This window comes from Mesorhizobium sp. B2-4-17, assembly GCF_006441275.1.
Taxonomy (GTDB): domain Bacteria; phylum Pseudomonadota; class Alphaproteobacteria; order Rhizobiales; family Rhizobiaceae; genus Mesorhizobium.
In genome coordinates, this window is record NZ_VFUX01000027.1 from 50,838 (window position 1) to 63,073 (window position 12,236).

At 62.9% G+C, this 12,236-nt stretch carries 10 protein-coding genes and 1 pseudogene; 10 read left to right on the forward strand and 1 reads right to left on the reverse strand.

Features of this window, described 5'->3' with window-relative positions:
• Window positions 1–21 precede the first annotated feature (21 nt).
• From FJ548_RS21250 to gndA, 4 genes and pseudogenes are all read left to right on the forward strand, one after another.
• Complete coding sequence (locus tag FJ548_RS21250) at window positions 22–561, forward strand: copper chaperone PCu(A)C (protein ID WP_140609258.1); 540 nt, start codon at window positions 22–24, stop codon at window positions 559–561.
• Window positions 562–599: 38 nt separating this feature from the next.
• Window positions 600–1,118, forward strand: a complete 519-nt coding sequence (locus FJ548_RS21255) for a YcnI family protein (protein ID WP_140778876.1) — start codon at window positions 600–602, stop codon at window positions 1,116–1,118.
• A gap of 139 nt (window positions 1,119–1,257) precedes the next feature.
• Window positions 1,258–2,810: pseudogene (locus tag FJ548_RS21260) on the forward strand (copper resistance CopC/CopD family protein).
• A 233-nt stretch (window positions 2,811–3,043) separates the two neighbouring features.
• Complete coding sequence (gene gndA / locus FJ548_RS21265) at window positions 3,044–4,471, forward strand: NADP-dependent phosphogluconate dehydrogenase (RefSeq protein WP_140778877.1); 1,428 nt, start codon at window positions 3,044–3,046, stop codon at window positions 4,469–4,471.
• Between the two features lie 12 nt (window positions 4,472–4,483).
• Here gndA and FJ548_RS21270 read toward each other — a convergent pair whose 3' ends face one another.
• A complete protein-coding gene (locus FJ548_RS21270; protein ID WP_140778878.1) occupies window positions 4,484–5,527 on the reverse strand; it encodes a LacI family transcriptional regulator in 1,044 nt (347 codons plus the stop codon).
• Between the two features lie 411 nt (window positions 5,528–5,938).
• On the opposite strand from FJ548_RS21270, the gene FJ548_RS21275 reads away from it, so the two are divergent.
• The 6 genes from FJ548_RS21275 (at window position 5,939) to FJ548_RS21300 (ending at window position 12,170) form a co-directional block, all read left to right on the forward strand.
• The gene (locus FJ548_RS21275; RefSeq protein ID WP_140778879.1) at window positions 5,939–7,195 is read left to right on the forward strand and encodes an ABC transporter substrate-binding protein; all 1,257 of its coding nucleotides are present in this window, start codon (window positions 5,939–5,941) and stop codon (window positions 7,193–7,195) included.
• Between the two features lie 96 nt (window positions 7,196–7,291).
• Window positions 7,292–8,188 (forward strand): sugar ABC transporter permease, encoded by an 897-nt coding sequence (locus FJ548_RS21280; protein ID WP_140778880.1) that lies wholly within the window; start codon window positions 7,292–7,294, stop codon window positions 8,186–8,188.
• Window positions 8,189–8,217: 29 nt separating this feature from the next.
• Complete coding sequence (locus FJ548_RS21285) at window positions 8,218–9,114, forward strand: carbohydrate ABC transporter permease (protein ID WP_246678729.1); 897 nt, start codon at window positions 8,218–8,220, stop codon at window positions 9,112–9,114.
• Window positions 9,114–10,214, forward strand: a complete 1,101-nt coding sequence (locus FJ548_RS21290) for an ABC transporter ATP-binding protein (RefSeq protein WP_181168864.1) — start codon at window positions 9,114–9,116, stop codon at window positions 10,212–10,214. The genes FJ548_RS21285 and FJ548_RS21290 overlap by 1 nt, the downstream gene beginning before the upstream one ends.
• Before the next feature lie 52 nt (window positions 10,215–10,266).
• The gene (locus FJ548_RS21295) at window positions 10,267–11,013 is read left to right on the forward strand and encodes a sugar phosphate isomerase/epimerase (RefSeq protein WP_140778882.1); all 747 of its coding nucleotides are present in this window, start codon (window positions 10,267–10,269) and stop codon (window positions 11,011–11,013) included.
• A gap of 11 nt (window positions 11,014–11,024) precedes the next feature.
• Complete coding sequence (locus FJ548_RS21300) at window positions 11,025–12,170, forward strand: Gfo/Idh/MocA family oxidoreductase (protein ID WP_140778883.1); 1,146 nt, start codon at window positions 11,025–11,027, stop codon at window positions 12,168–12,170.
• Window positions 12,171–12,236: the final 66 nt, after the last annotated feature.

Here is a 12,236-nt window from a genome sequence, read left to right on the forward strand (position 1 = left end):
TCATCACTTCATGGAGCAACCATGTCCCATCATTCCCCTATGGCGCGCCCTATGTTCGGCCGCATATTGTCTTACCTTCAGGAGCGTCTCGGCATTGCCGCGCTGGCTCTTGTCCTGTCGTTCGTCGGCGCCCAGACTGTCCTGGCGCATGAGTTCAAGATCGGCGATCTCGAGATCGAGCATCCCTGGTCGCGCGCAACGCCGGCCGGCGCCAAGGTGGCCGGAGGCTACTTCACCATCACCAACAAAGGCAGCGCGCCGGACCGGCTGCTGTCGATTTCCTCCGATGTCTCGGAAAAGGCCGAACTGCATGAGATGGGCGTCAAGGACGGCGTCATGACCATGCGGCCGGTTTCCGGTAGCCTGGAGATCCCCGCCGGCGGCAAGGTCGCACTAGCGCCCGGCGGCTATCACCTGATGTTCATCGGTCTGAAGCGGCAACCCAAGCAGGGCGAAAAATTTGCCGCCACGCTGACCTTCGAGAAGGCCGGCACGGTCAATGTCGAGTTCGCTGTCGAAGGCATGGGCGAGATGGGCGGCATGGACGATCACGCCCATTGATCAGCCTATTCCAGAATTTTGAAATCAGAGGGACCATCATGAACAAATATCTTTTGGCGGCCGGCACGCTTCTCGTGCTGGGGACAAATGCCGCTTCCGCGCACATAACGCTCGAAACCCAGGAAGCGGCGGTCGGCTCGACCTACAAAGCCGTGCTGCGGGTGCCGCATGGTTGCGACGGCAACGCCACGACCGCCGTACGCGTGCAGATCCCGGAAGGGGTGATCGCGGTGAAGCCAATGCCGAAGCCGAGTTGGACGCTACAGACCAAGAAGGGCAAATATGAAAAATCCTACCAGCTCTATGGTCAGGCGGTGACCGACGGGGTCAAGGAAGTCGACTGGAGCGGCGGCAGCCTGCCGGATGAATTCTATGACGAGTTCGTCTTCCGCGCGACGCTGACGGCTGATCTGCCCGTCAACCAGAAACTCTACTTCCCGGTGGTGCAGGAATGCGACGGCGCCGCCGAGCGCTGGATCGAGATTCCGGCGGCAGGGCAGGATGAAGACGCGCTGGAGAATCCGGCGCCCGGCATCAAGCTCACGCCGAAGAAATGATCTCCTGGCGGCGCGCTCGGTCCGCAGGGCGCGCCGCCAGTTCGGTGGCGACGACATGAACGCGATATTCCCACTTCAGAGGGCCGCTGTGATCAGCAAGGGCGCCGGCTGGGCAGCCGGCGGTCTGCTCTGCGTGGTCATGGCGTTTATCGTCATGGTTTCGACGAGCCAGGCCTTTGCCCATGCCGCGTTGATCAAGACTGAACCGGCCGACGGTGCCGTGCTGGCGCAGGCTCCGGCGCGGTTCTTACTGACTTTCAGCGAGCCGGTTTCGCCGCTGGTGCTGACGCTGGTGAAACCTGACGGCACGCCGATGCCGCTGACATCCTTCCGCCTCAGCGACCAGACGGTCGAGATCGACAATCCGCGGGCGCTGAAGTCCGGCACACATGTGCTGAGCTGGCGTGTCATATCCGCCGACGGGCATCCGGTCGGCGGCTCGCTCTTGTTTTCCATCGGCGCGCCGAGCGAACCACCCGTCGTGTCCGAGGCGGTCGACTGGCCGCAACGATCGGCGATCTGGATCGGTAAGGTGTTTCTCTACATCGGCCTTTTCCTTGGCGTCGGCGGCGGCTTCGCCCTTGCCTGGCTGGCCGGCGATGATCGCGCCGGTCAGCGCTTTGTCACAGCCGCGATCCTGTGCGGGCTGGTGGCGGCACCCCTGTCACTTGGTTTTCAGGGGCTCGATGCGCTGGAGGCGCCGCTCTCTCAGCTGGCACAACCGATAATCTGGCGGACTGGGCTCGGCACCAGCTTCGGCTGGACGGTGCTGATCGCCCTGATCGCGCTGGGGCTGGGCCTGCTGTCGCTGGCTGGACCGCGTGTGTTGGCCAAGCCATTTGCCCTTGCCGGTCTGGCTGGCGTTGGTCTCGCGCTCGCGGCCAGCGGCCATGCCAGTGCGGCCGAGCCGCAATGGCTGACACGGCCGTCGGTGTTCGTCCATGGCGCCGGCATTGCTTTCTGGGCCGGCGCACTGGTGCCGCTCGGTCTCGCGCTGAGGCGCCAAACGGCCGGCGCAGTCGCTTCCTGCGCCGCTTCTCATGGTCGATCCTGCCTGTCGTGGCCGTGCTTGCCGCGGCCGGCGTCGTCCTCGCCATTATTCAGGTGCAGACGCCCCCGGCGCTGATCGGCACCGCCTATGGCCGGCTGCTGCTGGTCAAGCTCGCGCTGCTGGTCTTCCTGTTCACGCTCGCCGCGGTCAATCGCTGGAAACTCACCGCCTCGGCCGAGGCGGGCTCAACGGAGGTGCAACGCAGGCTCACCCGCTCGATCGGCGTCGAATTGCTGATCGTGCTGGCGATCTTCGGCGTTGCCGCGGGCTGGCGCTTCACGTCGCCGCCACGGGCCCTGGCGATCGCGGCGGCACAGCCGGTCTCAATCCACATCCATGCGCTGCAGGCGATGGCCGATCTCTCCATCACGCCGGGTCATGCGGGGCCGGTCGCCGCCTCGATGATCATCATGACCGGCGATTTCGGGCCACTCGATGCCAGGGATGTGACGCTGGTGCTGTCGAAACTCGATTCCGGTATCGAACCGCTGAAGCGCGCGGCGACCAAACCAGGCGACGGCAGCTGGCGTGTCGACAAGTTCGTCATTCCGGTGCCCGGTCGCTGGACGGTGCGCCTCGACATCCGGGTCTCGGATTTCGAGATGGTGAAGATCGAAGCGCCGGCGGACATCAAGCCATGATAATCTCCGTGTTTCGAGCAATCGTGGACGAATGGCCCCAAACACTTTCCTGGAATTCCTCCATTTGGCCGCTCGCGAGGCGGCCCTACTATCCTGTGGCAACGCGTCCTGCTGGGAACACAAATCGGCGAGGCGGTTGACGGCGGCCTGAAGGCCCGTCAATCATTCTGGGGAGAACGGTCGTCGCCCGCAAATCGCGGCTCGACAGACGATCCGAAAGCAGGGAAGAAACGATGGAAAAAGCCGAAATCGGCCTGATCGGCCTTGGCACGATGGGTTCCAACCTGGCGCTCAATATTGCCGAGCATGGGCACCGCATCGCCGTCTTCAACCGCACCAAGGCACGCACGGACGCCTTCGTCGAGAATGCCGGTGCGCTCAGGGATATGATCGTTCCCTGCTACAGCCTGGAGGAACTCGCCGCGGCGATCCGGCCGCCGCGCCCGATCATTATCATGGTGCTGGCCGGCAAGCCGGTCGACGAACAGATCGAGGCCCTGCGCGGTGTGCTGTCCAACAACGACATCGTCATCGACGCCGGCAATGCCAATTTCCGCGACACGATGCGGCGCTTCTCGGACCTGTCCGGCTCTGGCCTCACCTTCATCGGCATGGGCGTGTCCGGCGGTGAGGAGGGCGCGCGCCACGGACCGTCGATCATGGTCGGCGGCACGGAGGACTCCTGGAAGCGTGTCGAGAAAGTGCTGACCGCCATCTCCGCCAAGTTCAGGGATGAGCCCTGCGCCGCCTGGCTCGGCACCGACGGCGCCGGGCATTTCGTCAAGACCATCCATAACGGCATCGAATATGCCGACATGCAGATGATCGCCGAAATCTACGGCGTCCTGCGAGACGGCCTCAGCATGGGGCCGAAGGAGATCGGCACGGTGTTCGCCAACTGGAACAAGGGCCGGCTCAACTCCTATCTGATCGAGATCACCGCAAAGGTGCTGGCCGCCGACGACCCAAAGACCGGCAAGCCGGTGGTCGACATCATTCTCGACCGCGCTGGCCAGAAGGGCACCGGCAAATGGTCTGTCATCGAGGCGCAGCAACTCGGCATTCCAGCGACCGCGATCGAGGCGGCGGTGGCGGCGCGCGTTCTGTCGTCGCTCAAGGACGAGCGGTTGGCGGCCGAAAAGGCCTATGGCGATATCGGCGTGACGAAGATTTCCGGCGACAAGGACGCGCTGCTGAAAGACCTCGAACTAGCGCTGTTCGCCGGCAAGATCGCCGCCTATGCGCAAGGCTTCGCGGTGATGAGCGGCGCCTCGAAGGAATTCAACTGGAACTTGCCGATGCCGACCATCGCCAAGATCTGGCGTGCCGGCTGCATCATCCGCTCGCAGATGCTGGACACGATGGCCGAGGCTTTCGGCAGCGGCGGCGCTTCGACCAACCTTTTGATGGCGCCGGCCTTCATCGCCATGATGAAGGAAGCGCATCCGTCGCTGCGCCGCGTGGTGGCGCGGGCCTCGGAGGCCGGTTCGCCAGTGCCGGCGCTGTCTTCCGCACTTACCTATTTCGACAGCTACCGCCAGGGCCGCGGCACTTCCAACCTGATCCAGGCGCAGCGCGACTTCTTCGGCGCGCATGGCTTCGAGCGCATCGGCGAGCAGGGCGCCTTCCATGGACCGTGGGGCAGCGGCGCTGCCGGCTAGACCAGCGCCTGGCTAACCGCCATAGGCCACAACCCCCTTCGGTCCGCTCAGGCTCTGCAGCGAGCCGGGTGCGGCGCCGCCGATCCAGCCGAGCACCGCGCGGGCAAGCTCGGAGCCGGCGAGCCGGAAGTCTTCGTTGACGACCAGCAATTCATGCCGGAACAGGTGCAGCAGCTCGGACGACTGCTTCGATACCACGTCGACGTCGCGGCCGAGCTTCAGCCCGGCGTCCTCTATGCCGGCCACGATAGCGAGCGTCGCGGCGGCGGCACTGCTGACGATGCCGTCCGGTCTGATATCGCGCCGCATCAACTGTGCGGTCCTGGTCCTGATCTGCTCGATCGAGTGGTCGATGGAAACCGTGCTGAACGGCACTTCCAAGGCGCCGACCTCGCTCAGCGCGTCGGCAAAACCGTTCACCGTGTGGCGGTGATAGGTCAGACCGACCGGAGGCGCCACCAGAGCGAGCCGACGTCGGCCCATGCCGGCGAGATGGCGCACCGCCTCGGTCGCGAAGGCGTAATTGTCGAAATCATGAAAGGGGTGCACCAGCCCCATGTCGGTGCGGCCGTGCGTTGCGAAGGGGATGCCGTGCTCCAGCAAGTAGCGGGCCCTTGGATCGTTCGGCTGTGTGCGTGAAATGATGACGCCATCGGCGGAGCCCGTCTCCACGAGATAGCGGACCGGATCAAGCGGATCCTGCAAGCGCGAGTAGGGCGTGACGATCAGATGGTAAGGCGTACCGGCGATGACTTCCGTGACGCCATAGATGATGTCAGAGACGAAGCTCATCAGCTCATGCTCGGTGTTGAGCACAAGGCTGATGACGTTGGTCTTGCCGGTGCGCAGGCGCACTCCGGCGCGGTTTGGGCGATAGCCGATCTGCTTGGCCACGAGCTGCACGCGACGCCTCGTCTCGGCGCCAATCTCGGGAGCGTCCTTCAACGCCCGCGAGACGGTGGTGACGCCAAGCCCGGTCATGAAGGCAAGCGTCTTCAGCGTCGGACGCCCCTGCGCCGACGTATCATCGTTCTTGTTCGTGCGCCGTCTGTTCATTCATCCCGCCCGTGAGCCGCATAGCAGCCGCACACCGGGTCCGCAATCGCCGCGATTAGCGGCGCGGCGTGACTTCAGGCCCGGTCAGGGGTGCCAATATACTGAAACGTTACAGATTGCCAATCTCGTTCGCCGACAGGCGTATTTGAAGGTGAACGCTCGAACCTGAATTCCCTTGGGAATCCAAGGGCAAAGCGTCACCCCTTGTAAGCCTGTTGCAGACCCTCGTGGGCAATTTGGCTGTTTTGCGCTGCGATAGCTCATATTGCGACGCACAGCAGCTCGATGGCTGGCCCCATTTTATTCGTGGCCCGAAAAAATGTCCGGCGGGCTTCGTGCCTGGGGTTGCGTCATCAGCGCAATTGCCCTATCGAAAATCTGTAACGTTTCAGATTCTGGGAGGAAACCGAAATGCGATACAAAGTCCTGACCGCTGCGTTCGCGGCGACGGTGGCGTTCGATTTTGCCGGGGCCGCGGCCGCGGCCAACCTGGAAGTAATTCACTGGTGGACGTCGAAGGGCGAGTCGGCGGCGGTCTCGCAGTTCGCAAAGGCCTTCGACAACGACGGCCACGGCGACAAGTGGGTGGACAGCGCCATTGCTCTGGGCGAGACGGCCCGCTCGACCGTCATGCAGCGCGTGCTCGGCGGCGACCCGCCCGGTGCGGCTCAGTTCAATCCCGGCCGGCAGTACGAGGAATTGATTTCAGGCGGCAAGCTGCTCGACCTCACCGATGTCGCGACCGCCGGCAAATGGGACGAGGTCATTCGCCCGAAAGCGATCGGCAGCGCCTGTCTCGTTAACGGCCACTGGTGGTGCGTCCCGGTCAACATCCACTCGAATTACTGGGCCTGGTACTCCAAGCCGGTATTCGCGAAAGCGGGCGTGCCGGAGCCGAAGAACATGGCTGATTTCATCGCGGCCGCGCCGAAGATCAAGGAGGCAGGCTTCATTCCCTTCGCTATCGGCGGCGACGGCAATGGCTGGCAGATCCAGTTGCTTTTCCAAGACATGGTTACCGAGGCTCTCGGTGTCGCCAAGCGCGACGAGATGTATACCAAGAAGAGTGCCGAAATTGCCGGCGGTCCCGAGATGAAAAGCGTGTTCACGCAGCTGAGGGCGCTGAAGCAGTTCACCGACAACGGCTACGCCAACCGCAACTGGAACGACACCACCAACTTGCTGATCACCGGCAAGGCCGGGCTTCAAGTGATGGGCGACTGGGCGCGCGGCGAATTCGCGGCCGCCGGCATGACCGGTGTCAAGGATTTCGGCTGCATGATTGGCCTCAACGAGGACAAGCCGGTTGTCAGCACCGACGGCGACATCATCGTGTTCTTCAAGCAGGGCAATGCTGATGTCGAGGCGGCGCAGAAGCGACTTGCGGCCCTGCTCATCAGCCCGGAGGTCCAGGTCGCGTTCAACAATGCCAAGGGTTCCATGCCCGTGCGCGGCGACGTCGACATGTCGACGGCCGATCCGTGCATGCAGAAGGCGCTGAAAGCAGTGGAAGATCCGGCCAAGATCGTCACCGCGACCAATAGGTTCATCACCGAGAACACCAACCAGCAGCTCAATGAGCTCGTCGCGCAGTTCTTCGCCGACGACACCATGACAGCCGACGACGCCACGGCGAAGTTCGCCACCATCATCGGCAATTCCGACTAGGAACCGACCGGCACCTGGAGGCGCCGCCCCCGTGGTGACGCCTCTATTCTTGCCCTGGCCTGCCCAGGGTCTTGGTGAGGTGGAGAAGAACGGACGATGCAGAGGAGCTGGAAGCAGAGATTTCACCTGCCCGCGGTGATCGGGACGATACCGATGATTCTCGTCGCCGTCGGCGTGTTCGTGATCGGCATCGGCTTCTCGGTGCTGTGGTCCTTCACCAGTTCCAAGCTCTTCCCCACCTATGATTTTGTCGGCCTGGCGCAGTACAGGCGGCTTTGGGCCGATAACCGCTGGCTCGTCTCGGTCAACAACATCTGGTTCTTCGGCCTGATGTCGATCACCTGCAACATGGTGTTCGGCTATTTGCTCGCCGTTTTCATGGACCAGCGCATCCGCCAGGAAGACCTGTTCCGCTCGATCTTCCTGTATCCCTTTGCCATGTCGCTGATCGTCACCGGACTTGTGTGGCAATGGGTGCTCGATCCCAATCTCGGCCTGCAGGAGGCGATGCGCAATCTGGGCTGGTCGAGCTTCAGCTTCGCCCCCCTGGTCGATGCCAATACCGCGATCAATGCGCTGGTCGTGGCGGGCATCTGGCAGGGCTCCGGCGTGACGATGGCGATCCTGCTCGCAGGCCTGCGCGGCGTCGACGAGGAGATCTGGAAGGCGGCGAGAGTGGACGGTATTCCGACGTGGCGCACGCATGTGTCCATCGTGGCACCAATGATGAAGGGTGCGTTCGCTACCGCCTTCGTTCTCCAGTGCGTCGGCGTGGTGCGCGTCTACGATCTGGTCATCGCGATGACCGGTGGTGGTCCCGGCATCGCGACATCCATGCCGGCCGTCTATGTCATCCAGCTCATCACCGTGCGCCAGAATGTCGGCCAGGGCATGGCCGCTGCAACGATGATGCTGCTGCCGGTTCTGATCGTGCTGGCTTTCGCCGGACTTGTGCTGTGGCGGCGAAATCGAGTGCAGGGAGCAGGCGTGTGAGCGCCGTGCAAACCACCGCAAGCCGGCCGATGCAGGAAGCACCGGATCAGGCTGCGCCCTTCGGGCCGAGGCCGCGACGGATATCGGCCGGCCGCATCGGCATCTACGCTTTCCTGATCGTCGCGGCGCTCTTCTTCCTCATCCCGGTCTATATCATGGTCGTCACTTCGCTGAAGGGGATGCCCGAGATCAGGCTGGGACATCTTTTCAGCCTTCCGGGCGCCCCGACCTTTCAGCCCTGGGCCGACGCCTGGCTTCACGCCTGCACCGGCCGTGACTGCAACGGCCTCAGTCCAGGTTTCTACAATTCGCTGAAGATCACCGTCCCGAGCGTCGTCATCTCGATCATCTGCGCCTCGATCAACGGCTACGCGCTGACCTTCTGGCCATACAAGGGCGCCAACCTGCTGTTCGGCTTGCTCGTGTTCGGCGCCTTCGTGCCGTATCAGGTCGTGATCTATCCGCTGATCATCGGACTGAGTTCGGTCGGGCTGTTCGCGACCCTGCCCGGCATCATCATCGTGCACACGATCTTCGGAATGCCCATCCTGACGCTGCTGTTCCGCAATTTCTATGCGGCAATGCCGGTCGAGCTGTTCAAGGCGGCGCGCGTCGACGGCGCCGGTTTCTGGCGCATCTTCATCTACATCATGCTGCCGATGTCGGTGCCGATCACGGTCGTCGCCGTCATCCTGCAGGTGACCGGCATCTGGAACGACTTCCTGTTCGGCATCGTGTTTGCCGGGCGCTCCAACTGGCCGATGACGGTGCAGCTCAACAACATCGTCAACACCACGACCGGCGTGCGGGAGTACAATGTCAATATGGCGGCCACCATTCTGACAGCGGCGGTGCCGCTCGTCATCTATTTCGTCTCCGGCAGATGGTTCGTGCGCGGCATTGCCGCCGGCGCGGTGAAAGGGTGATGGCGATGGCGGCAAACGGCACCAGCGTTGCGATCCAGGACCTGTCGCTGAACTTCGGCGCGGTTTCCGTGCTGAAGACGCTCAACCTCGATGTCGCCGAAGGCGAGTTCATCGTGCTGCTCGGCCCCTCCGGCTGCGGCAAGTCGACCCTGCTCAACTGCATCGCCGGCCTGCTTGACATCTCGGAGGGCAGCATATTCATCAAGGGCAAGAACGTCACCTGGGAAGAACCCAAGGACCGCGGCATCGGCATGGTGTTCCAGTCCTATGCGCTCTATCCGCAGATGACGGTGGAGAAGAACCTGTCCTTCGGCCTGCGCGTCGCCGGCGTACCCAGGGACGAGATCGCCAAGCGCATCGCGCGCGCGGCCGAGATCCTGCAGATCGAGCCGTTGCTGCAGCGCAAGCCGGCGGCGCTCTCCGGCGGGCAGCGCCAGCGCGTGGCGATCGGGCGGGCGCTGGTGCGTGATGTCGATGTCTTCCTGTTCGATGAGCCGTTGTCCAATCTCGACGCCAAGCTGCGCTCGGAACTGCGCGTAGAAATCAAGCTGCTGCACCGCAAGCTGCAGAACACCATGATTTACGTCACCCACGACCAGATCGAGGCGATGACGCTGGCCGACCGCATCGCTGTCATGAAGGGTGGCGTCATCCAGCAGCTCGATGCGCCACAGACCATTTACAACCGCCCGGTCAACCGTTTCGTCGCCGGGTTTCTCGGCTCGCCGGCGATGAATTTTATCGAGGGCAGGCTGGAGAAGGACAATAGCGGCTGGCTGTTTGCCGCCGAGGGTGTTCGTATCCCGCTTTCCACCTATGCCTTCGAGACGGAACCGGTGCCAGGTCCGACGGTATTCGGCATCCGACCGGAGCATGTCGCCTTGAACGGCGGCTCCAGCTGGCCATTCAGCGCCACAGCGACTGTCGAGGTGGTCGAGCCTATGGGCTCCGACACACTGGTTTGGCTGAAGCTCGGCAAGCAGAATTTCACGGTACGGGTCACGGCCGAGCGCACGCCGCACAATGGCGAGGCTGTCAGCATTGGCTTTGATCCGATGCGCGCTTCGCTTTTCGACGCCGCTGCTGGCAGCCGCATCTAGCTCCCGAGAGTCACCACCTGAAACGATCCCCCAAGCAGAACGGACAGAGACGATGAACTGGTCATTCCAACTTTACAGCGCCCGCAATTTCCAGCCCTGGGAAGGCGTGCTCGCCACACTCGGCAAGCTCGGCTACACCGAGGTCGAAGGTTTCGGCGGGGTGTATGATGACCCGAAGGCTTTCCGTGCCGAACTCGACAAGAACGGCCTTTCGATGCCGACCGGGCATTTTTCCATCGACGCGCTGGAGAAGGATTTCGACGGCGTGCGCAGGATCGCCGAAGTGCTCGGCATCAAGCTTTTGATCTGCCCCTATCTGATGGCTGAGGACAGGCCGTCCGACGCCGCCGGCTGGCGTGGTTTCGGCCAGCGCCTGGCAAAGATCGGCGAGGTGGCTTCGAAGGCCGGTTACGGCTTTGCCTGGCACAACCATGATTTCGAATTCAAGGCGCTCGCCGACGGTTCGCTGCCGCAGGACCATATCCTGTCCTCCGCGCCCGACATCGGTTGGGAGATGGACGTCGCCTGGATTATACGCGGCGGAGCCGACCCGCTGCCCTGGATCGAAAAGCATGGCAAGCGCATCGTCGCCGTCCATGTCAAGGACATGGCCAAACCAGGCGAAGGACTGGATGAGGATGGCTGGTCGGATGTCGGCCACGGCACGATCGATTGGGCCGACCTGATAAAGGTGCTGCGGGCCAAGAGCGCGGCAAGATATTTTATCATGGAACAGGACAACCCCAACGACATCGAGCGCTTCGCCCGCCGCTCGATCGCAGCCGTCAAGACCCATTAGGAACAATCACCATGGCAAAAAAACTGGGTATCGGTGTCATCGGCTGCGGCAACATCTCGAAGGCCTATTTTTCGCTGGCGCCGCTGTTTCGCGGCATCGAGATGCGCGCCTGCGCCGACATCAACATGGACGCGGCCAAGGCGCGGGCGAAGGAGTTCAAGCTGCGCGCCGAGACCGTCGAGGACCTGCTCAAGGCCGATGACATAGACATCATCGTCAACCTGACGATCCCGGCGGTGCACTACGAGGTGTCGAAGCAGGTGCTCGATGCCGGCAAGCACGTCTATTCCGAAAAGCCGTTCGTGCTGTCGCTCAAGGAGGGCCAGGACCTCAAGGCACGGGCCGGTAAAAAGGGGCTGCGCATCGGCTCGGCGCCGGACACGTTCCTCGGCGGCGCGCATCAGCTGGTGCGCGAATTGATCGACGAGGGCAAGCTCGGCAACATCACCAGCGGCACCTGCCATGTCATGGGCCACGGCATGGAGCACTGGCACCCGAATCCCGACTTCTTCTTCCAGCCAGGCGCGGGGCCGGTGCTCGATATCGGGCCGTACTACATCACCAATCTGATCCAGCTGATCGGCCCGGTGAAGCAGGTGGCGGCCTTTGCGATGACCCCGGCCAAGGAGCGGACGATTTCATCGAAACCGCGAGCGGGTGAAAAAATCCCGGTCAACACGCCGACCACCATCCACGGCCTGCTGGAATTCGAGAATGGTGCCGTGGTGACGCTGAACACCAGCTGGGACGTCTGGGCTCACGGCCACGCGCCGATGGAACTCTATGGCGAGGTGGGCACGGTATTCGTGCCGGATCCGAACTTCTTCGGCGGCGACGTGCGCTTCACCGAAGAGGGCAAGCCGGTCAAGAAATTGCCGAAGTGGAAGCATCCGCTTGGCGTGCCGAATGAAATGCACGGCCACGGGATGATGGCCAACTACCGCACCGTGGGTCTCGCCGACATGGCGCTGGCGATCGTCGAAGGGCGGCCGCACCGCTGTTCGATGGAACTGGCGCTGCATGCCGTCGATGTCATGACCGGAATATTGCGCTCGGGCGAAAGCGGGAAATTCGTCGCCATGCAGACGAGTTGCGAACGCCCGGCCGCACTCGGCGTCAAGGAAGCGAAGGGGCTGCTGGCCAAGAAGAAAAAATAGGCTGCAGAGATTATCGATAATTTTGACTGCCCCTCTCCCCGTTTCCGCGGGGAGAGGTTAAAGGGT